The organism is Carnobacterium sp. FSL E2-0243 (assembly GCF_038003605.1).
Lineage (GTDB): Bacteria > Bacillota > Bacilli > Lactobacillales > Carnobacteriaceae > Carnobacterium > Carnobacterium maltaromaticum.
Map to the genome: position 1 here is coordinate 864,816 of NZ_JBBOPM010000001.1, position 23,848 is coordinate 888,663.

The window sequence follows — 23,848 nt, forward strand, 5'->3', positions numbered from 1 at the left end:
GAGTTGAAAATTGAAGTGAAGAAGAAAAGAACGCGATGGCAAGAAATTATTCTCGTCATCAGCAGTATCTTATTATTAATTGCAGGTCTAACTTTAGTAAGTGGACCATGGATTAAAAGTGCTTTAATTTCCAACTACTCTTATGATTATACAAGAGAGACAATCACTAGTAGTAAGATACAAGAAAACCAGTCAACACTAGGTGAATTTGATTATGCTGCTGTGGTGCCACCAAGCTTAGTCGATGTTCTAGCTGCTATGAATACAGATTATTCAGACCAAGTCATTGGGCAATTGACAATTAAAAGCTTGTCCATGAACCTGCCTATCTTAAAAGGCACAACAAATGATAATTTGTTAATTGGGGCAGGAACTATGCAAGAAAATCAAGTCATGGGAATGGGAAATTATACCTTGATTGGACACCATATGCAAGATAAGAGTTTGTTATTTGGACCTTTGCTAAAAATCAAAGAAGGAGCGATTATTCAATTAAACGACCAAGAAATATTGTATACATATCAAGTTCAAACGACTAAAATCGTTTCTGAAACTGATATGAGTGTTTTAGCAGATGTTGGAGATAATCGATTGACATTAATTACATGCGATGTGTCATCGGCGACAAATCAACGTTTTGTAGTAGTTGCTACATTAGTTGAAAAAAATAATTTGAATCAAAAAAATGTGAATACCCATGAACCCAAAAATAATACAGAAATAATGTCTAAAAATGTTCAAGAGTATCAAGAAGTGGTAAGCTTAACACAAAAGCATGAAAAAAGAAGTATTTCTGTTATTTTAATAGGGATACTGATTCTTTTGTTTTTAGGTTGTTTACTATTTTTTATAAGAAAACACTATAGACAATTAGAACATTAAAATTTTAGGGGTGGGCATTTTGAGAAATTTATTAAATAGAGAAGATGGGAAAAAAGTTTCCTTATTCAGATTTATTGAAGAATGTACACAACAAACAGCTTCATTTTCAGCAATTATGCACGAACTGGAAATTTCAGAATTTGTTTTGTTGAGAACGGCGGAAAATCTGAGTAAAGATATTGAGTTAAATGATTTAACACCACATTTTAGTCTTACTATTTCTCGAACACACAAAACGATTACATTAAAAAAAGATTCAGATGCATCAATCAGTATGTTGTATATCATTTATATAAAAAATTCGCTAAGCTATAACATTTTAGTGGATATTTTAAATGGTAAATTTGTTAGCATGACCGATTTTGGTGAATTTAATTTTGTGAGTTATTCAGCTGTGCATAAAAAAATTCAAGAAGTCAAAAAAGAGCTAGCTAACTATCAAGTACGTTTATCTTCTAAGTATGAGCTAGTTGGAGACGAAATAAAAATTAGGATGTTTTTTTATCATCTCTATTACCCTAGATTTAATCAATTAAATTTCCCTTTTGAGGCAAAGTATGAAAAATTAGCGCAACAATTTATTCGTTTGCTTGAAAATCATCTTGATCATTCGATTCAAGAGACACTTAAAACAAAAATAAACTTCTTTTTAAGTGTCAGTTTAAAAAGAATCAATATGAAAAATTATTTAACATCCAATGCTAGAATTGAGCGTACCAGATATACATTTAATCATGAACATCCTTTATTTCAAATGGTTTACGAGTTCCTAGAAAAGGAATATCGTCTTTTAAAAAGAGAGGCCTTAATCAGTGAATCAGAATCAATTGTGGCTTTTCTAGTGGGTGAATCAGGTGTTAGAAGGACAGAGTATAGCCCATTAGAAGATATTGTGGAAGTTCAAGATAATCTAACGCCCTTATTTGTTCATGAGTTTGAAGATCAGTTTAAGAATAAAGTTGAGAAAGCGCAGCATGATCTTTTGATTCAGGAATTGAGTGTATTGCATTTTAAACTTTATTACTTTAAAAAAGTTCAACCAGTTTTTGGAGATTTATTAAATATGGAGTTCCTTGAAGAAACCTATGCAGATGCATTTAAATTTTGTGTAGAGTTTATCGGGAGGTTACCTGATAAGAAAGAGTATAAATTATTAACCTCTAATGAAAATTTTGTTTTCCACCAATACTTATTTTTAATTGTCCAAATTTTTCCTTCAAAATTTTTTATGGAAACTATTTATGTTTGCTTAGATTTCTCATTAGGGAACTACTACACAAATATTATTGAAACAAATTTAAAAAGCTTTAATTTTTTTAATATAGAAGTGACATCTTATGTTCATGAAAAGACAGACTTATTCATTTCAGATTATATTTATAAAAATATTAAGTTGCCAAGTTTAGTTTGGAATATGCCACCAACAGCTAAAGATTGGGCAAATGTTGGAGAATTTTTAGTTCGAATCAAAAATGAAAAAGCGGAGAAGGTGATAAAGTGAAATGGAGACAAAGTAAATTTCGTTTTTTGAAAAATTGTATTTTATATAGTGGGATTTTTTCTATGACTATTTTATATTCAACAGAACTATCTCCCCCGGCTTTTGCGGATCCTGTTAATGAAAGCAGTCAACTTATTGAGAGTCAATCTGAGCAGGAAAAACACCCGACTATTAGTGGCGCAGTGGGGCCTTTAAATCCCTTAAATCCTGAAGAATCAGTGGAACCAATTGATTCCGTGGATCGTCAAAAAAAAGCAGTAGAAGAAAAGAGGAGCGAACCTAGCGAAATTGAATTAATTCATCCAGAAAGTGATTTAGAAGGAATTCCTGATGGATCAAAAGCTATAAAAATAACCGATTTAGATGATTTACACAAAAATAAAAAGAAAAAAAATGTCCATCTAAATCAAGTTTACATTGATGAAAATATGCCCTTACCATCTGAACCTTTTCCAAATGGTAAAGGGAAAAAAACAACGGAAATGGCCTACATTGAGGAAGTGTTCTCAGAATTTTCAGGAGTCGTTTTCTTTGGAGTTAAGCAACGATAAAAATGAAATAAGTCAGGTGAGAAAATGCTAGCAGAAACAGATAAAATCATTTATCGTAAAATCCAACTATTGAAAGTATTAGATGCTTCAAATGATTATCTTAAAACAGTTGATCTAGCCAATTTTCTTGATTTAAGTTTAAAAACTGTTCAGAAAGAATTGGAGTCGTTAATAGAAGATTTAAAAAATTCTAGTTATGCAGTTAAGCTTGAAAAAGTAGGAAACTTATATCGATTCATAAAAAAAAGCTCGGTCAATATGGATTTGATTTACTTAGATTTTAAAAGAGAGTCTATTTATTTCTATCTAATGAGGAAAGCTGTCTTTAGAAAAACTATTAAAGAAAAAAAAGAAATCGATTATTTCTATAGCGCCAGTCATTTATATAAAAATAAGCGTATCTTTAAAACGTATTTAATGAATTACGGTTTAGAGTTAGATTTAAGTACATTGTCAATTGAAGGCAATGAAATCAATATACGATTTTTATATTTTCAATTTTTCTGGGAGAATTATCGAGGTGTAGAGTGGCCATTTGATACTATTGATCGTCAAGAGCTCATTAGAGAGATTGAACAACTAGATACTTTTCTATTTAAGAGCATGACAGAAATTGAAAAAGAACAATTTTTGTATTGGGTAGCTATTATTAAAATCCGTGCTAGCAATGATCAATTATTAATAGAAAATCGAGTGAAATTGAATCAAGTGATGTTTAAAGATATGCAAGAATTTCAACAAATAGTGGCTAAAACAATCGGAGTAATTGAAAAAACGACTCTTCATTCGGAAGCTGTGTATCTCTATTTCGCATATACTTTAACAACAGAATCAACCTTTTATAAGCAGCAATTATTAGCTGATTTAGAAAAAGATAACAAAAATTTTCAAATTCATAAAATGGTAAGAGAATTAACTACTAAATTTAGTCAAAAATTTAGTTTGAATACTCATACAAATTACGTAGACGTTTATTTTTCAATCTATAAATTATTTGTTTGTGAGAGTATCTATCAGGGCAGTTTGAGAGAGTACGAGTCAAGGAATCTATTTGAATCAGGCATCATAAAACAATACGAAAAAGAGTTTGCCTTATTTTATCCGGAAGTAATGAAGAATTATGGGAAGAAATATAGCGAAAATAGATACCTCTACCAAAGAGTTTTATTTTTATTTAGCACCTTAATTGAAGAAAGTAGCTACCGACCACAAATAAATATAAAAATTTTATCTAGTGGTGGTGCTATAGAAGAATTACTGTTAACTAAAAAAGTTCAGTCTTTAGCAAATAATATTGCCATTAAAGATTCTAATGCCAAAGATTTGGATATTATTGTCAGTGATTGTATGGTAAATAATACCGAAAATGATTTAGTATTTTATTGGAATTTGCAGCCAACAGAAAAAGAGTGGGAAGCTTTAGCTAGAAGAATAGCCGAAATTGAGCAAGATAAGGAACTGAGAATTCCTCTTGTTACGAATTGAAAAAGTAAAGGAGAATGGATGGATGAAGAAACCAGTAGTTGAATTAGAAAAATATATCATCTATAATATTCGCTTTATAGTAGAATCAGAATTTATTAGACAGATTGAAAAAAATATTGTTTGTCCAGTTGATTACAACCACGAAGATGTTGAGCAACTAATTTATAAAAAGTTTAATCAAGTCAAGGAAGTTGTAAAAATAAATAAGCTGGAAGAATGTACCAAGTTAGGCTCAAAAATAGCGTTAGTTGGTGATAGAGTATGAAAATCGAACAGCATTGGGATGATGTTGATTTATATGTTGTTGTTTATACAAGCCATCTAGATGAAAGTGAAGTCCAAAGCACGATGATTATAGTCCCACCAGAATCGGAAGATAAATTAATTCGAGAAAAAATTCACGCGACTTTTTCAGAAATTAAAGAAATTCGACAACTTGAATATTTTTCAGAGGCCCTGTATTTAAAAAATTGAGTACGCAAGTTAGAGTAAAAATAAGTGTATCTAGACTTATTTTTACTCTGTTTTGTTACATAGGAAAATAATAATCATAACGATAACTGTAAAGTAAGGGATATTCTTTGGGGATTTAATCAAAATAAGGTAAAATAAAGCTATAAAAAATAGTCTTATTGATGGGAATTTAGTCAATCAATTAAGAGCGAACTAAAGAAATGAATTGATAGGCGAGGGATTCTCACAAAAAAAGAATTTGATTCACAAAAGAAAAAATTACTAGGTAACTAACTAGTAAAATAAAACGTAAGAAGAAAGAGGGAGCCTCATGACAATTGGGATTTATTTGAACTTTAAGGACAACACAAAGGAAGTTATTCATTTTTATGAAAAGGTGTTTGGTTCAAAATGTACAGATTTAATGACATATGGGCAACAACCAGATGAGTCCACTCATGAACTAGATGAAAAAACAAAAGGTTTAGTCATGAATGCTAGTTTAGAAATTGAGGGTGATACAGTTATGTTTTCTGATGTACCTGATTTCATGGGAATGGATTTCATTCCAGGAAACAATGTGACATTAGTTTTAGAAACAAAAGACTCAGAAAAATTAACAGCCTACTTTAATGGTTTATTAGAAGGGGCAACAAAAGTAATGCCTTTACAAAAAACATTTTGGTCAGATAGTTTTGGACAACTAACCGATAAATTTGGGATTTCTTGGTCTTTTAATTTAACTAAATAAATTATTATAGAAAAAAAGAGCTAGGTATGTGGAGATAATTCCGCTTACCTAGCTTCTTAAATAATGTCATTAATAGTTTGGGACTATTTCTTTACGTCTCCAACTTTTTTCTCAACTTTACCTTTTAATTTTTGCGCTTTGCCTTCAGCTTCTTTTTCAAGATTATTTGTTACTTTACCAAATAATTCTTTCGCTTCGCCGGCTACTTCATCTTTCAATCCTTTTGCTTTATCTTTAAAATCAGTCATAGTGTATTCCTCCTAAATTTTTTAGTTAATTTGAAAATAGGTTACTTACGGGTGGACTAATCTGGGACGAGAAAAATTGTTCCAAAGATGCGAGAAAGTATATCAAAAATATGAACTACTAGTGCTAATTAAAGAATAAATGATTTCGTAAATAAAATCAACCAATAGCCCTTTTTGTTATTTAATTAAGTAAAAAATGCTGGAAAAATGAATTAAAGTAAGGATTTTAATCCATGCGCTTAATCTTTAAAACGATTTATGCTAGAATAGAAAAAGACAGAATGAATTAAAGGAGCTAAATTATGAAAATTTTAGCAATCGATACGTCCAATCAAGTCATGAGTGTTGCCGCGATCGAAAATCAACGAATTGTTGGAGAATTCACAACAAATATAAAAGGGAATCATAGCCAACGGTTAATGCCGGCTATTACAGATTTAATGGAAGCTGTCGAATGGACACCAGCTGAACTACATCGCATTGCTGTAGCGAAAGGTCCTGGTTCATACACGGGTTTACGTATTGGGGTGACGATTGCGAAGACCTTAGCCTGGACATTAAAAAAAGAACTTGTAGGAATCTCTAGTTTAGAAGTTTTAGCTGGCAATTGCCAAGGGGCTAATCACTATATCGTACCGATGATGGACGCTAGACGTGGGAATGTCTATACGGGTTTATATCGTTGGGACCAAGAGTCAGAACAATTGCAACAAGTTGAACCTGATACTCATATAGCTCTTGCTGACTGGGTCAAGTTTTTAAAAACTAAAGAGGGGACTTTTGAATTTGTCGGAACGGATTGGGCGATTCATGAAAAAACCATCAAAGAAGCATTAGGTGATCGTGCTAGTGAAGTAGCTACGCAAAATCAATTGCCACGAGCAGGTGTTTTAGGTTTACTAGCTGAGAAGGCAGAACCTGTTGATAGTCATACCTTTGTGCCTGACTATTTAAAATTAGCAGAAGCAGAAGAAAATTGGCGTGCTGCCCATCCTAATCAGTTGGAGGAAAGCTATGTTGAAAAAATTTAGAAATTGGTTAACAGCCAGTGCAGACGAAGAAGAGGCTGAAAATCAACGCAAACGTTGGACTCGACTAACGGAGCGTGTTGAATTACAACAAACTGATTTTCCTTTAAATGAAGAAGAGGTGGCTGTTTTATCTATTGGAACAGCTGAAGATATTCCTGATTTATTAGAAATTGAGCGCTTAAGCTATCATGGTGAAACACCTTGGAATCAAAAAGCGTTTGAGCATGAAATGAAAAATAATCGAAATGCTCTTTACTTAGTTTTGCGCGTTTATGATGTTGCAATCGGGTTTATTGGTTCGTGGTTTGTCGAAGGTGAAGCTCATGTGACGAATATTGCGATAATCCCTAATTACCGTCGCTATGGATTAGCTAGTTTTTTAATGGAACAGATGCGTCATTTAGCGGAAGCAGATCATAATCAATTATTTAGCCTTGAAGTACGTATGTCAAATACAGGGGCACAAGAATTGTATCGCAAATTAGGATTTAAAGATGGCAAAATAAAAAAAGCCTACTATTCAGAGGATCATGAAGATGCTCTTGAAATGAGTTTGGTTTTAAAAGGACATAAAAAAAGTGGAGAATGAAAAATACAAAAAAAAACAAATAGAGATTGACTATCGTTTTTCATCCATTGAAGAAACGAGCTACACTGCTAAAGATTTATTTAATTTAGCAGAAGTAAGCTATCCCCATGGTTCTCCTTGGAGCACTGAGACATTTAAAAAAGATTTAAAACAACCTTATGTGCAGTACGAAATCATTTGCTTAGGCACTGAATTGCTTGGTTTTATTGGTTATCGTCAATTATTTGATGAGGTCGAATTAACCAATATCGCTGTGCATCCAAAAGTTCAAGGGCAAGGCTTAAGCCAAGTATTTTTAGTCCAATGGATAAAAAAATTGCACCAAGCTAGAGTCATTCATTTAGAAGTGAGGAAAAGCAATCAAGTAGCCATTCATGTCTATAAAAAAGTGGGTTTTAAACTGATTAATATTCGACAAGACTATTACGATTACCCTGTTGAAGATGCAGTTATTATGAATTTAGAAATTAAGGAAGAGTGAGGCAAATGCCAATAAAAAGAAATTTAATCTTAGCCATAGAAACGAGCTGTGATGAGACAAGTGCGGCTGTCGTTGAAGATGGTCACATTTTATTATCAAATATTATTGCTTCCCAAATTAAGAGCCACATGCGATTTGGTGGAGTTGTACCTGAAATTGCTAGCCGTCATCATGTTGAGCAGATTACCCAATGTATTGAAGAGGCAATGGTCGAAGCTGATGTTGATTACTCAGATTTGACAGCAATTGCCGTCACTGAAGGTCCTGGTTTAGTCGGTGCACTATTAATTGGGGTGAATGCGGCTAAAGCAATTGCCTACGCCCACAATCTACCACTGATTCCAGTCAACCATATGGCTGGACATATTTATGCTAATCGTTTAATTCAGCCACTAGTCTTTCCGCTATTAGCCTTAGTAGTTAGTGGTGGGCATACTGAATTAGTTTATATGTCTGCTGACGGTGAGTATCAAATTATTGGTGAAACTCGTGACGATGCGGCAGGTGAAGCCTACGATAAAGTGGGTCGTGTTTTAGGACTGACCTATCCAGGTGGAAAAAGAATTGATGAAATGGCGCACTTAGGTGAAGATACCTTTCATTTTCCGCGCGGCATGATTCGTGAAGATAATTATGATTTTAGTTTTAGCGGACTAAAAAGTGCTTTTATCAACACGGTTCACAATGCTGAGCAAAAAGCTGAGCTACTAAATAAAAATGATTTAGCGGCAAGTTTTCAAGCTAGTGTTGTCGATGTCTTACTCACTAAAACCTTACGAGCAGCGAAAGAGTTAGACATTAAGCAATTGGTTTTAGCTGGTGGAGTAGCTGCCAACAGAGGCTTACGAGAAGGGCTTGTTGACATGATGGCCAAGGAGTTACCAGATGTGGAACTTATTATCCCACCACTCTCATTATGTGGCGATAATGCCGGAATGATTGGAGCAGCAGCTTATGTTTCTTATCAAAAAGGTGAGTTTGCTGATTATCAATTAAATGCCCAACCAGGATTATCATTTGAAATGGTTTAATCGAAAAAGATGGAGCTAAAACTAGCTCTGTCTTTTTTTCTGTATTTTTATTAAAAATAACATTTAAACGGTAAAAAATGACAATAGCCACTCTAATTTAGTATTTTCTTTATATCCTCAATAGGAGACAAAAAAGCGGAGGTAAAAAAATGAAGAAGACAAATAAAATTATTGTGATTATCGGAGTTTTAATCGTGGGAGTACTTGGTGGGATGGGCGCATTTGCTTATAAAATGTATAGTGATGTGACAAATGTAACGGATAAAATTCATAATGAGGTCTCAACAGAAAAAAAACGCGAAGAAAAAGTTAAAGTTAGCCGAGAAGATCCCTTTTCGATTGCCCTATTAGGGATTGATACAGGCGATTTTGGACGAGTCGATCAAGGTCGTTCGGATTCTGTGACTGTTTTAACTGTAAATCCTAAAACAAAACAAACCAAAATTTTAAGTGTCCCTCGTGATACGTATACGGAAATCAGTGGCTTTAATAAAAAAGACAAAATTGCCCATGCTTATGCTTTTGGAGGAATTGAAACAGCCTTAAATACGCTGCAAAATTTATTAGACATTCCGATTGATTACTATATTAGTATTGATATGGGAGCTGCTGAAAAAATTATTGATGCAATTGGAGGTGTTGATGTGAACTCGCCGTTAGCCTTTGAATTAGACGGCATCGCCTTTAAAAAAGGCCCAGCACATTTAAATGGAGAAGAAGCTCTAGCCTATACAAGAATGCGCTATGATGATCCTAAGGGGGATTATGGCCGACAAGCACGTCAAAGAGAAGTATTAGAAAATATCATTAAAGAGGGTGCGACCCTTTCAAGTTTAATGAAATATAAAGATGTATTAACGGTTATTGAAGACAACATGAAAACGAATCTATCCATTGATGAGATGTTTGAGATTCAAAAAAACTATCGTTCCGCAGCTGATTCAATTGAGCAAGTCCAATTGGTGGGTGAAGGTGAGATGTTAAATGAGGTTTCATACGAAATGATTCCCCAAGATGAAATTGAACGTGTATCGACAATTCTTAAAAATGAACTGGATATTTAACTCTAATTAAATGAAAAAGGACTGAGAATAATTGATTCTCAGTCCTTTTTTCTGTTAAACATCGCCAAGTTCTTCTAAAGCTAAACTCTGTTCTTCCCACTCATTCATAGATGTTTCATTTTTTACTTTCAATTCTTGTAAAATCTGATTAATTTCTTGAACTTTAACATGATTTCCAAATACTTCAGGTAAGGTTAATTGATTCTCTAAGTCTTGAATAGTCGATTCTAACTCAGCCATTTCAGTTTCTAAGGCTTCAATTCGTCTCGTTAATTGACGAATCAACTTTTGTTCTTCTTTGCCAATTTGATAATGTTTTTTTGTTCCAGCATTTAGTTCAGTAGGCGCTGCTTGAGAGATGTTTTTCAATTGTTCCTCTTCTGCCAAAAGACGTAATTCTTCTTCCTCAGCCTTCTTCTCTAAATAATAATCATAATCACCTAAATAAAGTTTACTTCCAGTTTCCGATAACTCTACAACAGTCGTCGCAATTCGGTTGATAAAATAGCGATCATGGGAAACAAATAGTAGCGTCCCAGGAAACTCAATTAAAGCATCCTCTAAAACTTCTTTACTATCAATGTCTAAATGGTTTGTAGGCTCATCTAAAATCAGAAAATTATCTTTCTCCATTGAAAGCTTAGCCAATGCTAGACGAGCTTTTTCACCACCACTTAAACTAGTTACTGATTTTTCAACATCTTCACCAGAAAATAAGAAGCTACCTAAAATGCTGCGAATATCTTTTTCTGGAGTTAAGGGATGAGCATCCCATAGTTCAGCTAAAACAGTTTTAGTCGAGTTTAAATTTGCTTGTTCTTGGTCATAATAGCCCACTTCAACATTGGCCCCAAAGCGTTTTTCGCCTTGAATTAACGGAATATCATCTACTAAAGATTTAAGTAAAGTTGATTTCCCAATCCCATTGGGACCCACTAAAGCGACTGCGTCTAGTTTACGAATATCTAATTGAATCGGTGCTGAAATAATTTTATTGTCATATCCAACAGCTGCATCATTAACCGTTAAAACAACATTTCCGCTTTCCTTAGCTGGTTGAAATTTGAAGCGAGCTGACTTTTCATCCCCTTTAGGCTTATCTAAACGGTCCATCTTTTCTAATTGCTTACGCCGACTTTGAGCCCGTTTTGTTGTCGTTGCTCGGACTAAATTTCGGGCGACAAAATCTTCTAATTTCGCAATTTCAGTTTGTTGTTTTTCAAACTCTTTCCATTCTCGTTCTAAATTTGCAGCTTTTAGATCTAAATATTTTGTATAATTGCCTTTATAGTGAGTCATTTTTTGTCGACTAAGTTCATAGACTTCATTCACAACTTTGTCTAAAAAATAGCGATCATGAGACACAATCAATAGTGCACCTTTATAAGTTTGCAAATAATCTTCTAGCCAATTTAAAGTGGCAATATCTAAATGGTTCGTCGGTTCATCCAAGACTAGTAAATCTCTTTTTTCCAATAACAATCGAGCTAATGCCAGACGCGTTTTTTGACCACCAGAAAGTTGTGTAATACTTTTTGTGTAATCCTGTTCAAAAAAACGAAAACCATGTAAAACAGAGCGAATTTCAGCTTCAAAACCAAATCCATTGGCTGAACTAAAATCATGTTGCAATTGATCATAATCATCTAAGACTTTTTGGTAGGCTTCAGAATTCGCTAGTAACTCAGGTTCACCTAATTTTTCTTCTAATAGATGCATGCGTTTTTCCATTTGGAGCACAGGTTCAAAAACAGTCAGCATTTCGTCCCAAATAGTTTTATCAGAATCTAAACCAGTATGTTGCGCTAAATAACCAACAGTCACAGCTTTGCCTTTAGCAATCTTACCAGCATCTGGATCTTCAAGTCCGACAATCATTTTTAATAAAGTTGTTTTCCCCGCACCGTTTCGACCAACTAAAGCAATTCGCGAAGTATCTTGAATTTCTAATTGAATATTTTCAAAGAGCACGTCAGCACCAAAATGACGAGCTACTTGTTGAGTTTGTAATAAAATCATAGTAGTATCCTTTCTTATAACAGCTTCATCCCTAGTGTAGCATAGATTGCAGACGGATAAAATTGAAATCCAGAGATTTTAAAGAGAAGTTTGCTACAAAAAGTGATTCACAAGCAAAGCCTTGTGAATTTAATGAATAGATTGTGACATGTGAATTCAGTTATTCCCAAGCAGATAACTGGTAATATAATGAAAGCATGCTATAATAAATTTGTTCATTACTTATTATGCGATTGTGAAGCTTCGTAATTTGTAGTGGATATTGTGAACTAAACACAAACTAGTTTCAGCAAATAAATACAAATGATTAATGGAGGAAAAAAAATGTCTACTCAAAAAATACCTAAGGCAACAGCAAAACGTTTGCCTATTTATTACCGTTACTTACGTTTCTTGAATGATGCAGGGAAAGATCGTGTCTCTTCAACAGAGTTAAGCGATGCTGTTAAAGTTGATAGCGCAACAATTCGTCGTGATTTCTCCTATTTCGGTGCTCTTGGAAAAAGAGGTTATGGTTATGATGTTGAAGATCTATTGAACTTTTTTAGTAAAACCTTGAACCAAGATCGTTTAACAAATGTTGCTTTAATTGGAGTGGGAAACTTAGGCCATGCGTTATTAAACTATAATTTCCACCAAAGTAATAACACTAGAATTAGTGCAGCCTTTGATATCGATGAAAAATTAGTTGGAACAATTGCTAGTGGCGTTCCTGTTTATCCTATGAGTGAAATGGTGGAACAATTAAAATTACAACAAATTGAAGTCGTGATTTTAACTGTCCCAGCTCCTGTGGCTCAAGAAACAGTCAACCAATTAGTGGATGCAAATGTTAAGGGAATTATGAACTTTACACCATTAAGAATTTCTGTACCAGATGATATTCGCGTACAAAATGTTGATTTGACGAATGAACTACAAACTTTAATTTATTTCTTAGATCATTATACAGCTGATGATATGACAGAAGAAGAATAATAAATAAAAAAAGCAGCAAACCTATTTAGGTTTGTTGCTTTTACTAATTTGTAGATAAATTTGGAGCATTTTTGTCGCACGAACAAAATCATTAGTGGCAATTAAAACACAAAGAATTGTAAAAAATCCCCAGCCAGAAGTTGAGACAAAATCAACAGCAAACCAAATGAATACAGCGGCTAAAATATAATTGAAGATAATTTGAATGAAAAACCCGTTTTTACTCATTGAACTAAAAATTCCTTTCTGTTAAAACCCAAAGTTAAGAGAAACTTCTAAATAGAATTAAATTAGACTTAAAATCACTGCAATTGTATTCATTAATACATGGGCAATAATAGGTGTGGCGATATTTTTGGTTTTCGTATATAAAAAGCAAAAGACCAAGCCCATTGTTGAATAAACTAAAAAATGACCATCCATATGCACAAAAGCGAATAATAGGGAGCTAATTACAGCAGCGCCAACAGCTCCAGTTAAATCAAAGAAAAAACCAAAAATAACTTTACGAAAAACAAACTCTTCCATAATAGGACCAAATAAAACAGTCGTCAATAAAAATAAAGGATACTTGTTGATAATCGCAAAAATTTCAGCTGAATTTTGTGAAGCAATAGTTTGCTGAAATAAATGAACTTCAATAAATTGTGCTAATTTTTGCATAATTATTGCGGCAAAAACACCGATAATTCCCCAAGTAATAACCTGTTTAAGCGAAAGTGATTTTTGCAAAGTAATGCTGTTCCGAATAGTTGATTTTCGATTCAATTGTATCATTATAAGAGTACCTAAAGCAAAAAATAATAACGTTCCATAGACTACGAATTCAATTTTCAGCTGTTTAGGCGCAATTTGTGCCAATAAAACCGGTAGAAGTTGAGCGAGAAGATACGTGAATAGTATCGCAATGGATGTATGTTTAATGGTTAATTTCAATAGTATAATCCTCTTTAGTCAAAATTTTAACTGCTTAGTGAATTTTGTTTCTTCCTTTATAGCAATCAATTTTATTAGTATAGCATATTATGAAATCACGTGTTTTAAAATTTGTTTTTTTTAATGAAAGTAAGTCAAGTTTACTCTCTAATGATTTTTAGCAAAAAGTTTAAAATTTTATCTATTTATTTAAAAAAAAATCGAGTAAATGACTTGCATTTTTTGCTGAACTTGATTATAGTAAAAGAGTAGTTTAGCACTCGCATATAAAGAGTGCTAAAAAAGAAAAATTATAAAAAGAAAAACTGGAGGGATTTTACGTGTTAAAACCATTAGGAGATCGCGTTATAATTGAAGTTGCTAAAGAACAAGAGAAAACTATCGGTGGCATTGTGCTAACGAGTTCAGCACAGGAAAAACCTCAAACTGGAACAGTCATCGCTATTGGCGAAGGCCGTGTGCTAGAAAATGGTACGAAAGTTGATATCGCTGTTAAAGTAGGCGATACCGTTTTATTTGAAAAATATGCTGGTGCTGAAGTTAAGTATGATGGCAAAGAATATTTAGTCGTAAAAGAACATGATTTAGTCGCAATCGTTGACTAAACTCCAATAAAAAAACTAAAAAAATTATGAGGTGAAGGAAAAATGGCAAAAGACATTAAATTTGCAGAAGATGCACGTAGCGCAATGTTACGCGGAGTAGATATTTTAGCGAATACAGTCAAAGTAACTTTAGGACCTAAAGGACGTAACGTTGTCCTAGAAAAATCATTTGGTTCACCACTTATCACAAATGATGGTGTAACAATTGCAAAAGAGATTGAACTAGAAGATCACTTTGAAAATATGGGCGCAAAATTAGTTTCAGAAGTTGCTTCTAAAACGAATGATATCGCAGGAGACGGAACGACAACTGCAACTGTTTTAACACAAGCAATTGTACGTGAAGGCTTAAAAAACGTAACAGCAGGAGCAAACCCAGTTGGAATTCGTCGTGGGATTGAATTAGCAACTAAAACAGCGGTTGAAGAATTACACGCTATTTCAAAAGTCGTTAATTCAAAAGAAGCGATTGCACAAGTAGCAGCAATTTCATCTGATGACGAGCGCATTGGTCAATTGATTGCTGACGCAATGGAAAAAGTTGGCAATGATGGTGTGATTACGATTGAAGAATCAAAAGGAATTGAAACTGAATTAGACGTTGTTGAAGGTATGCAATTTGACCGTGGTTACCTATCTCAATATATGGTAACAGACAACGATAAAATGGAAGCAGTTCTAGAAAACCCGTATATCTTGATTACAGACAAGAAAATTTCAAATATCCAAGATGTTTTACCAATGCTTGAACAAATTATCCAACAAGGTCGTCCATTATTAATTATTGCTGATGATGTTGACGGAGAAGCATTGCCTACATTAGTACTAAATAAAATTCGTGGAACATTCAATGTTGTAGCTGTTAAAGCACCAGGATTTGGCGATCGTCGTAAAGCTATGCTAGAAGACATTGCGATTTTAACAGGTGGAACAGTTATTACAGATGATTTAGGTCTAGAATTAAAAGATACAACAATCGAACAATTAGGTCACGCTGGTAAAGCCGTAGTGACAAAAGATGCAACAACGATTGTTGAAGGTGCAGGAGCCAAAGAAAACATTGAACACCGTGTTGCCTTAATCAAAGCTCAAGCAGCAGATACTACATCTGATTTTGATAAAGAAAAATTACAAGAACGTTTAGCAAAACTTTCTGGCGGAGTAGCAGTAGTTAAAGTTGGAGCAGCTACCGAAACAGAATTAAGAGAACGCAAATTACGTATTGAAGATGCGTTAAATGCCACTCGTGCAGCAGTTGAAGAAGGAATCGTTGCCGGTGGTGGAACAGCCTTAATTAACGTTCAAAAGAAAGTTTCTGAATTAGAAGCAGAAGGCGACATCGCAACAGGAATTAGAATTGTATTACGTTCACTAGAAGAACCATTACGCCAAATCGCTGAAAATGCTGGACTTGAAGGTTCAGTCATTGTTGATAAATTAAAACATGTTGAAGCGGGAATTGGTTTCAATGCAGCTAACGGTGAATGGGTAAATATGATCGAAGCTGGGATTGTTGATCCAACTAAAGTAACACGCAGCGCATTGCAAAATGCAGCTAGTGTTGCAGCTCTATTATTAACAACAGAAGCAGTTGTTGCTGACAAACCAGCTCCAGAAGCACCAATGGGTGGCGGCGCTGGAATGGACCCATCAATGATGGGCGGCATGATGTAAGTTAAATACAAAAAAGGAGGCTTTCTCATCATGAGAAAGCCTCCTTTTTATTGTTGATCCTATTGATTTAGCCGGTGTTCTGTTTGCTATCTTGAAAATCTCTTCCTAATGCAGATATGAAACCACAAGTCTTTGAATAAGGAACGGTAACAGTCTCACTTGATGGCTATGAAACGATAGAGTTAAATGACTTTAAACAAGATTTCGCTTCTAGCTTCAGAGACAATTCGGATGTAGGTTTATTACTAGCTAAATATACGAAGGATTGATAATAACCTACTGATTGGTTATTATAGTAGTATAAGATAATAGCTAAAAAAGATGGAAGCAACTTGATAAAATAAAAGAAAGCTAAATTGAGACGGAGGAATTTTGATGTGTACAGGTATTTCATTAAAAACAGTTGAACAGACTATTTTTTGGGGAAGAACACAAGAATTTGATTTAGATTTACCGTATCAAGGAGAAATTATCCCTAAAGACTATTTAATAGAGGATACATTAACAGCGTTTGAGACAAAGTATGCAGTTATGGGAATTAGTGTGAAAGGTATGTCGACTATGATTGATGGAGTCAATCAAGCTGGTATTGCTGGAGGAAGTTTTTATTTTGCACATTACAATAACTATTCAAGTGAAAAAAGTATCAAAGATCAAGGAAAAAAAGCATTGCGTGGCCAAGAAGTTGTCCTATGGGCACTATCAAATTGTGCTACTTTAGAAGAAATTAGAACAAGAATTAATAGTGAAATTGGAGTGGCGGAAGGAGAGTTATCCTTACCACAGCATTATGTTTTTCAAGATACCAAAGGGAATTCAATCGTAGTAGAGCCTTCTATTGAAAATGGTTTTAAAATTTTTGACAATCCAATCGGTATTTTTACTAACAATCCTCCTTTTGATTGGCATTTAATTAATTTACAAAATTATGTTCAACTTTCAAGTCAGACAGTAGAAGGAATCCAACTTGGTAACGAGTCAGTATTTTCTCCTGGAAAAGGTTCTGGTTTATTAGGAATTCCAGGAGATTATACACCGCAATCAAGATTTGTTCGAGCAACAGCTTTAAAATTTTTATCAGCAAAGGTCACGAAAGAAGAGGCTGTAGGACATCTTTTCCATTTATTTAATAGCTTTGATATCCCTAAAGGTGTTGTTCAATCTAAAGGAAATGCGACTTCTCAAACAACCCATTATACAGTCGTATATGATCTAGCCGAAAAAATTATCTACTTTCATAATTATGAAAATAGACAAATTCAAACACTTAAATTTAAAGAAGAAGCGCAACAATCAAAATCGATTACCCGTTTTGAACTAGAAAAAATACCTCAGATTTTGGAGATGAAGGAAATAAAAAATTAAGTTTTTTGAGAATAGTCAAAAGACTATTCTTTTTAGTTAGATAAAGTAAACTAAGATTAAGTTAAATTTAGAATGAATAGGTGAGAAGAATCTGATAGTAAGGTATAATTAATTTTGACTTAAAAGAATAAATACTTAAATTTGATGAGTAAGTAACACTAAAATGATTAATAGCTTGAGGAGGAAATAAAAATGACAGTATTAGTATTAGGTGGAGCGGGTTATATAGGCTCACATGCAGTAGACCAATTGATTACGAAAGGCTATGATGTAGCTGTCGTTGATAATTTGAAGACAGGACATAAAGAATCATTGCCAGATAAAGCCCGTTTTTATCAAGGAGATATTCGTGACAAAGCTTTTATGGAAGATGTTTTCACTAAAGAAAATATTGAAGGCGTCATCCATTTTGCCGCAAGTTCTTTAGTAGGGGAATCAATGGAGATACCCTTAGACTATTTTAACAATAACGTTTATGGCACACAAGTAGTGTTAGAAGTGATGGAAAAATATAATGTTAAATCCATTATATTTTCTTCATCGGCAGCAACTTATGGAGAACCAAAAGTCATTCCAATTGAGGAGACAGCAGCAACAAATCCAGAAAGTACGTATGGTGAAACAAAGTTAATGATGGAAAAAATGTTGAAATGGTGTGATAAAGCCTATGGTATGCGCTTTGTTGCGTTACGATATTTTAATGTTGCCGGAGCAAAATTAGATGGAACAATTGGAGAGGATCATAATCCAGAGTCACATTTATTGCCAATTATCTTGCAAACTGCCCTTGGTCAAAGAGAGAAATTTACGATTTATGGTGAAGATTATGAGACACCAGACGGTACTTGTATTCGTGATTACGTTCATGTGGTGGATTTAATTGATGCACATATTTTAGCCTTGGAATACTTACAGGCTGGAAATTCAAGTAATACCTTCAATTTAGGCAGCTCAACGGGCTTTTCTGTTAAGCAGATGTTAGAAGCTGCTAGAGAAGTGACTGGGAAAGAAATTCCAGCTACAGTTGTTTCACGTCGTGCAGGAGATCCTAGTACATTAATTGCTGCTAGTGATAAAGCTCGTGAAGTATTAGGATGGAAACCTCAATATACAGACGTCAATAAAATTATTGAATCTGCTTGGAATTGGCATGGGAAGCATCCAGAAGGTTACGGTGGAGAATCAATGAAATTTTAAAGAAATTATAGAGGGAGTATCACATGTTATCAGTGGGACTCTTTTGATTGAAAAAAATCTTAAAAAATAAGACAAATGTTAGCATATTGTCTTATTTTTTTTAGATTTAGTTGGAAAATTTTAATGCGTAAAAAAATCACAAAAAGAGTTAATTATTTACTATTTATGGTATAATGGTATGAAGTTTGTTTTTATTTGAAAAACTGATTATGTTTAAAAATAATAAAATCCTTGTAGTCATAAAAATATAAAGTAAGGTTGATGGTATGAAAATTTTAGTTGTAAGTCAAAGTTTCTATCCAGATAATTTTAAAATCAATAAAGTAGTTCAAGACTTTGTAGCTAAAGGACATCAGGTTGATGTCCTTACTGGGTTACCTGATTATGAAACTGGTAATATAGCCAAAGAGTATCGTTTTTTTAAAAATAGAAAGCAATCTTATAATGGAACAAATGTTTATAGAGTACCTACAGTTGCTAGGCGTACTGGACCAATTTTTAGATCTCTTAATTATCTTTCATTTGCTATAAGTGGTTGGTTTTGGGCATTATTCAATAAAAACAATTATGATGTTGTCTATGTGTATCAAGTATCACCTATAACAATGGGGATCCCGGCAATCAAGGCTGCAAAGCGTAATAATGCAAAATTAATTATATATTGTATGGATATATGGCCTGAATGTGTTAAGGCTATGAATATCAAAGAGGAAACTAAAGCATTTAATTTAATTCATAAAATTAGTAAGTACGTTTATTCGAAAGCAGATGTTATCCCAATCAGTTCGCCTTCATTTGCCGATTATTTAAAAGAAGAAAATCAAATTTCTTTTGAAAAAACCATATATCTTCCTCAGTATTCAGAAGATATTATTGTTCCAGTTGCTACAAAAAAAACTGAAGATTTTAATTTTTTATTTACAGGAAATATTGGATTAGTACAAGATGTTGAAGTTATCATTAAAGCTGTGGCGGAGATGAAAACAAATCTAAATTTCAAAGTTCATATTGTTGGTGATGGTTCGAATCTTGATAATTGTATTCAGCTTGTAAAAGAAAATCAGTTAGAGGGAAAGATTATATTTCATGGACGCCATCCATCTTCGGAAATGCCAAGTTTTTATGAAATGGCAGATGCATGTTTATTAACTTTAAAAAATGAAAATAAAATTGGCTTAACAATTCCAGCGAAATTGCAAGGTTATATGTCTGCAGGAAAAGCAGTTGTTGCAGCTATTGATGGCGATGCTAAGCAAATTATTGAAGAATCTAATTGTGGGAAATGTGTTTCGGCGGGGAATGTAAAAGAGTTTGCCGACATTATGGAGTACATGATGTCAAATAAAGAAGAAACAAAACAGTTAGGAATGAATGGTAGGAAGTATTTCGAACAAAATTTTACAGAAGAAAAATTTATTAGTGCGACTCTATCCGTTTTATTAGAGAGTAAATAAAATACAACTGTGTGGTGGAAGGGGGAAGTAATGTTTACTTTTATTGTTGTTTTGTATAAAGAGACTCCAAAAAATTCAATAACAATTAGATCTTTAGAGGACTCATTAAAAAAAATAAATCTACAAACTATGATTAGCATAATTATTTATGATAATAGTCCTATATCTAGCGAGACAGAGATTCAATACTTGAATTTCCCTAAAAATATAAAGGTTCTATATCAACATGACCCAAGCAATAAAGGGATAGCCACCGCTTATAACTATGGTTTTGAATATGCACAAAAAAATCAAGATACATGGCTTTGTTTGCTAGATCAAGATACCGTAATAACTGAGAAGTACCTTGAAGAAGTATTTCCAATTATAGAAAAAAATGATTGTGTATGTGATGCAATTATTCCGCAAATTAAAGATGAAGAAAGCATAATTTCACCAATATTTACAGATAAAAAAGGTATTGTTCCTCTTTCGGGAAAGTATAGTGCTGCTAATATTATGGGTATTAACTCAGGAGCTATCTTGAAGATAAAATTTTTAGAAGAAATTGGTGGATTTAATTTAGAATTTCCTTTAGATTACTTAGATCATTGGTTATTTTTTATGCTAAACAAGCTGAAAAAAACAATACTAGTAATAAATTGTGTCTTAGAACATGATTTATCTGTGAAGCATTTAAAATCAGTTGGGAATAATCGATATTACAATATTTTATTTTATGAGAAGAAATTTATAAAAAAATATCAACCTCAAAAAATGATTGGTTATTATGGTCATTCAGTAGTAAGGATGTTAAAATGTATAATGATTAGTCCGAGTAAAGTTCCATTAATTATAAAAATGTTGTTTAAATCGGTTTGATTTGGATGAATGATAATTAAGTAAAAAGGCATTTATTTTACTGAAAAAAAACATTATATAATCTATAAAGGAATTGAATTGATTGTTTTTAGTTTTAACTTTATGGATAAATGATAATAATTAAATTTGAAAGTTAAAGTTAGAGAGAAAAATTCATGAATTCTTAAAAAAATTTAAGAGCCCTTCCGTGGTATACTTAAATACAATAGTTAATTAATCATATAAATTTAAAGGAAAGTGGCCACCTTGAAAAAAAAAATAGTAGTGCTAAGTATAGTGACTTACAATAGTAAACATATATTTACAATATTAGATAACTTGAAAAAAGAATTTTTGAATTCGTCTTTTTTAAGAATAATGATTTTTGATAATTGCTCTGATAAAGCCTATCAAGAAAAATTAAGTAAATATGCTGATTTTGTAGAATTACATTTTCATGATAAAAATGAAGGGTTTGGTTTTGGGCATAACTATAATTTGCTCAATGCTGAGGAGCCATTTTTTTTGATTTTCAATCCAGATGTAATCATGAATCGAATATCTTTAGAAAATATGTTGATGCTTATTCAAGATAATCCACAAGCTGGTTTGGTGGTGCCGAAAGTTTTAAATTCCGATGGAACAACACAATATCTAATAAGGAATAAAGTTTCTGTTTTTGATTATGCATTACGTTTTATTCCAATAAAATTAATAAAACAATTTTTTGATAACCGACTAGCAATATATGAATGTAGGCAACTACCGGATGATACTATTTCAAAAGTTAGAATTGGTTCAGGCTGTTGTATGTTATTAAGAGGTAATGCTTTTAAAGAAATTCATGGATTTGATAATCAATATTTTATGTATTTTGAAGATTATGATTTGTGTTTAGAACTAGAAAAACGAAATTATGAAGTTTTGTATACTCCATTTGTTGAAATTACTCATTTTTATGAAAAAGGTGCACATAAAAACTTTAAACTATTCAAAATTTTTATGCAATCAATGAGAAAGTTTTTTAATAAATGGGGTTGGCGCTTTTTTTAATAATGTGGAAGTAGTGTGAAAATATGATATCAGTCTGCATGGCTACCTATAATGGAGAAGAATTTGTTATACGCCAGTTAGAAACAATTGTAAAACAATTAGTTGATGAGGATGAAATTATTATTATTGATGATTGTTCAACCGATGGAACAATTGATTTAATAAAAGAAAAGTATGGGAGTCGTATTCAAATAGTTAAGAATCAAGTGAATTCAGGTCCGATAAAAAGTTTTGAGAAGGCCGTTCAAATGGCTAAAGGAAACTACATTTTTTTGTCTGACCAAGATGATTTGTGGTTAGATAATAAGGTTGAAATGGTAATGAACAGTTTTCAAAATGAAAATGCTGATATTATTGTTCATGATTCTGTAGTTGTTGATGGTGATTTAAATAGACTTTCTAATTCTTGGAATAATTTGAATAAAAATAATTTACAACAGGGTCTTATTGGTAATCTTAAAAAAAATGCTTATACAGGTTGTATGATGGCTTTAAAAAAAGAGATGGTGAATTTGATTCTTCCAATTCCCGAAAAAGTTGAGATGCATGATCAATGGATTGCCTTAGTTGCTATAATGGAGCATAAAAAAATTATTATTATTGAAGAGCCCTTAATGAAGTATGTGCGACATGGTGGTAATGTAACGGCTATTAATAAAAGAACTTTAAAAAAACAACTAAAAGGTCGTTTTAATATGTTGAGAGAGATTCTTAATTATCGTAGAAATCGTAACAATAAAGTTGAAAATTTAAAATAAGAGGATGTGCCAAAATGAAAGGAATTATTTTAGCAGGTGGAAGTGGAACTCGTTTGTACCCGTTAACTAAAGCAGTCTCAAAACAATTGATGCCCATCTATGACAAACCAATGATTTATTATCCAATGTCAACACTTATGTTAGCGGGGATTAAAGATATTCTAATTATTTCAACACCAACTGATACTCCTCGCTTCGAGCAATTATTTGGTAACGGTAATGAATTAGGGTTAAATATTGAGTATAAGATCCAAGCGAGTCCGGATGGATTAGCGCAAGCTTTTATTCTAGGAGAAGAGTTTATCGGTGAGGACTCTGTATGTTTAATTTTAGGTGATAATATCTATTATGGTGGTGGAATGTCTAAAATGCTACAACGGGCTGCTACTAAAACCTCAGGAGCGACTGTTTTTGGTTATCATGTAAATGATCCAGAGCGTTTTGGGGTAGTAGAATTTGATGGAGAGATGCGTGCTATTTCAATTGAGGAGAAGCCAGAAGTACCGAAAAGTAATTATGCAGTGACGGGCTTATATTTTTATGATAATCAAGTTGTGGAGATTGCTAAAAATATTCAGCCGTCTGAGCGTGGCGAATTAGAAATTACGGATGTTAATAAGGTCTATTTAGAAGCAGGTAAGTTAGATGTAGAATTAATGGGACGTGGTTTTGCCTGGTTGGATACAGGGACTCATGAATCTTTATTAGAAGCGTCAACTTTCATTGAAACTATTGAAAAACGTCAAAATCTTAAAGTAGCTTGTTTAGAAGAAATCGCTTATCGAATGGGGTATATTACCCGAGAACAATTATTAGAGCTAGCACAACCTTTAAAGAAAAATGGTTATGGACAGTATCTATTACGCTTAGCAGAAACTATAATCTAGAAAGCAGGCAATTTG

The 23,848-nt window shown here is 33.0% G+C and carries 26 protein-coding genes; 22 read left to right on the forward strand and 4 right to left on the reverse strand.

The features are described from left to right. The first annotated feature begins 15 nt into the window (after window positions 1-15). The 7 genes from MHI00_RS03920 (at window position 16) to MHI00_RS03950 (ending at window position 5,623) form a co-directional block, all read left to right on the forward strand. Window positions 16-882, forward strand: a complete 867-nt coding sequence (locus tag MHI00_RS03920) for a class A sortase (protein ID WP_015077255.1) — start codon at window positions 16-18, stop codon at window positions 880-882. Window positions 883-892: 10 nt separating this feature from the next. Continuing rightward, entirely contained in the window at window positions 893-2,383 is a 1,491-nt protein-coding gene (locus tag MHI00_RS03925) for a helix-turn-helix domain-containing protein (RefSeq protein WP_341111254.1), read from the forward strand. A gap of 62 nt (window positions 2,384-2,445) precedes the next feature. Then, entirely contained in the window at window positions 2,446-2,934 is a 489-nt protein-coding gene (locus MHI00_RS03930) for a hypothetical protein (RefSeq protein WP_229252250.1), read from the forward strand. A gap of 24 nt (window positions 2,935-2,958) precedes the next feature. Next, window positions 2,959-4,419: a helix-turn-helix domain-containing protein gene (locus MHI00_RS03935; RefSeq protein ID WP_010051470.1), complete on the forward strand. Its 1,461-nt coding sequence runs from the start codon at window positions 2,959-2,961 to the stop codon at window positions 4,417-4,419. 22 nt (window positions 4,420-4,441) lie between these two features. After that, window positions 4,442-4,684 (forward strand): hypothetical protein, encoded by a 243-nt coding sequence (locus tag MHI00_RS03940; RefSeq protein ID WP_035065472.1) that lies wholly within the window; start codon window positions 4,442-4,444, stop codon window positions 4,682-4,684. Continuing rightward, window positions 4,681-4,893, forward strand: a complete 213-nt coding sequence (locus tag MHI00_RS03945; RefSeq protein WP_015077249.1) for a hypothetical protein — start codon at window positions 4,681-4,683, stop codon at window positions 4,891-4,893. Before MHI00_RS03940 ends, MHI00_RS03945 begins: the two co-directional genes overlap by 4 nt. A gap of 310 nt (window positions 4,894-5,203) precedes the next feature. Next, on the forward strand, window positions 5,204-5,623 hold the full coding sequence (locus MHI00_RS03950; protein ID WP_010051479.1) for a VOC family protein: 420 nt from the start codon (window positions 5,204-5,206) through the stop codon (window positions 5,621-5,623). An 83-nt stretch (window positions 5,624-5,706) separates the two neighbouring features. Here MHI00_RS03950 and MHI00_RS03955 read toward each other — a convergent pair whose 3' ends face one another. Beyond that, complete coding sequence (locus tag MHI00_RS03955; RefSeq protein ID WP_010051480.1) at window positions 5,707-5,871, reverse strand: CsbD family protein; 165 nt, start codon at window positions 5,869-5,871, stop codon at window positions 5,707-5,709. Between the two features lie 302 nt (window positions 5,872-6,173). On the opposite strand from MHI00_RS03955, the gene tsaB reads away from it, so the two are divergent. From tsaB to MHI00_RS03980, 5 genes are all read left to right on the forward strand, one after another. Continuing rightward, on the forward strand, window positions 6,174-6,902 hold the full coding sequence (tsaB, locus tag MHI00_RS03960; protein WP_341111273.1) for a tRNA (adenosine(37)-N6)-threonylcarbamoyltransferase complex dimerization subunit type 1 TsaB: 729 nt from the start codon (window positions 6,174-6,176) through the stop codon (window positions 6,900-6,902). Then, on the forward strand, window positions 6,886-7,491 hold the full coding sequence (gene rimI, locus MHI00_RS03965) for a ribosomal protein S18-alanine N-acetyltransferase (protein ID WP_010051482.1): 606 nt from the start codon (window positions 6,886-6,888) through the stop codon (window positions 7,489-7,491). Before tsaB ends, rimI (MHI00_RS03965) begins: the two co-directional genes overlap by 17 nt. Then, on the forward strand, window positions 7,481-7,972 hold the full coding sequence (gene rimI, locus MHI00_RS03970; protein WP_341111276.1) for a ribosomal protein S18-alanine N-acetyltransferase: 492 nt from the start codon (window positions 7,481-7,483) through the stop codon (window positions 7,970-7,972). Before rimI (MHI00_RS03965) ends, rimI (MHI00_RS03970) begins: the two co-directional genes overlap by 11 nt. Before the next feature lie 11 nt (window positions 7,973-7,983). Further along, window positions 7,984-9,003, forward strand: a complete 1,020-nt coding sequence (gene tsaD / locus MHI00_RS03975; RefSeq protein WP_201734775.1) for a tRNA (adenosine(37)-N6)-threonylcarbamoyltransferase complex transferase subunit TsaD — start codon at window positions 7,984-7,986, stop codon at window positions 9,001-9,003. A gap of 149 nt (window positions 9,004-9,152) precedes the next feature. Continuing rightward, complete coding sequence (locus MHI00_RS03980; protein ID WP_287429863.1) at window positions 9,153-10,067, forward strand: LCP family glycopolymer transferase; 915 nt, start codon at window positions 9,153-9,155, stop codon at window positions 10,065-10,067. A gap of 54 nt (window positions 10,068-10,121) precedes the next feature. On the opposite strand, the gene MHI00_RS03985 is transcribed toward MHI00_RS03980, so the two are convergent. Further along, window positions 10,122-12,086, reverse strand: coding sequence for an ABC-F family ATP-binding cassette domain-containing protein (locus MHI00_RS03985; RefSeq protein ID WP_341111280.1), 1,965 nt, complete (start codon window positions 12,084-12,086; stop codon window positions 10,122-10,124). A gap of 324 nt (window positions 12,087-12,410) precedes the next feature. Between MHI00_RS03985 and MHI00_RS03990 the strand changes: the two genes are divergently transcribed. Beyond that, window positions 12,411-13,064 carry a redox-sensing transcriptional repressor Rex gene (locus tag MHI00_RS03990; protein ID WP_010051491.1) on the forward strand — a complete coding sequence of 218 codons (654 nt, stop codon included), beginning with the start codon at window positions 12,411-12,413 and terminating at the stop codon, window positions 13,062-13,064. Between the two features lie 21 nt (window positions 13,065-13,085). On the opposite strand, the gene MHI00_RS03995 is transcribed toward MHI00_RS03990, so the two are convergent. Both MHI00_RS03995 and MHI00_RS04000 read right to left on the reverse strand, forming a co-directional pair. Beyond that, the gene (locus MHI00_RS03995; protein WP_015077243.1) at window positions 13,086-13,292 is read right to left on the reverse strand and encodes a YdiK family protein; all 207 of its coding nucleotides are present in this window, start codon (window positions 13,290-13,292) and stop codon (window positions 13,086-13,088) included. A gap of 57 nt (window positions 13,293-13,349) precedes the next feature. Further along, on the reverse strand, window positions 13,350-14,000 hold the full coding sequence (locus MHI00_RS04000; RefSeq protein WP_010051494.1) for a CPBP family intramembrane glutamic endopeptidase: 651 nt from the start codon (window positions 13,998-14,000) through the stop codon (window positions 13,350-13,352). 320 nt (window positions 14,001-14,320) lie between these two features. Here MHI00_RS04000 and groES point away from each other — a divergent pair, with 320 nt between their 5' ends. The 9 genes from groES (at window position 14,321) to rfbA (ending at window position 23,833) form a co-directional block, all read left to right on the forward strand. Then, window positions 14,321-14,605: a co-chaperone GroES gene (groES, locus tag MHI00_RS04005; protein WP_010051495.1), complete on the forward strand. Its 285-nt coding sequence runs from the start codon at window positions 14,321-14,323 to the stop codon at window positions 14,603-14,605. A gap of 42 nt (window positions 14,606-14,647) precedes the next feature. Continuing rightward, window positions 14,648-16,279 (forward strand): chaperonin GroEL, encoded by a 1,632-nt coding sequence (groL, locus tag MHI00_RS04010; RefSeq protein WP_010051496.1) that lies wholly within the window; start codon window positions 14,648-14,650, stop codon window positions 16,277-16,279. Window positions 16,280-16,654: 375 nt separating this feature from the next. Further along, window positions 16,655-17,644, forward strand: a complete 990-nt coding sequence (locus MHI00_RS04015; RefSeq protein WP_341111288.1) for a choloylglycine hydrolase family protein — start codon at window positions 16,655-16,657, stop codon at window positions 17,642-17,644. A 192-nt stretch (window positions 17,645-17,836) separates the two neighbouring features. Next, window positions 17,837-18,841 carry a UDP-glucose 4-epimerase GalE gene (gene galE, locus MHI00_RS04020; protein WP_341111289.1) on the forward strand — a complete coding sequence of 335 codons (1,005 nt, stop codon included), beginning with the start codon at window positions 17,837-17,839 and terminating at the stop codon, window positions 18,839-18,841. Window positions 18,842-19,107: 266 nt separating this feature from the next. Then, on the forward strand, window positions 19,108-20,295 hold the full coding sequence (locus MHI00_RS04025) for a glycosyltransferase family 4 protein (protein WP_157455819.1): 1,188 nt from the start codon (window positions 19,108-19,110) through the stop codon (window positions 20,293-20,295). 30 nt (window positions 20,296-20,325) lie between these two features. After that, a complete protein-coding gene (locus MHI00_RS04030; RefSeq protein ID WP_341111294.1) occupies window positions 20,326-21,156 on the forward strand; it encodes a glycosyltransferase in 831 nt (276 codons plus the stop codon). A 246-nt stretch (window positions 21,157-21,402) separates the two neighbouring features. Continuing rightward, complete coding sequence (locus MHI00_RS04035) at window positions 21,403-22,188, forward strand: glycosyltransferase (protein ID WP_341111295.1); 786 nt, start codon at window positions 21,403-21,405, stop codon at window positions 22,186-22,188. Window positions 22,189-22,211: 23 nt separating this feature from the next. Continuing rightward, entirely contained in the window at window positions 22,212-22,946 is a 735-nt protein-coding gene (locus tag MHI00_RS04040; protein ID WP_341111298.1) for a glycosyltransferase, read from the forward strand. 14 nt (window positions 22,947-22,960) lie between these two features. Continuing rightward, window positions 22,961-23,833 (forward strand): glucose-1-phosphate thymidylyltransferase RfbA, encoded by an 873-nt coding sequence (gene rfbA, locus MHI00_RS04045; RefSeq protein ID WP_341111304.1) that lies wholly within the window; start codon window positions 22,961-22,963, stop codon window positions 23,831-23,833. Window positions 23,834-23,848: the final 15 nt, after the last annotated feature.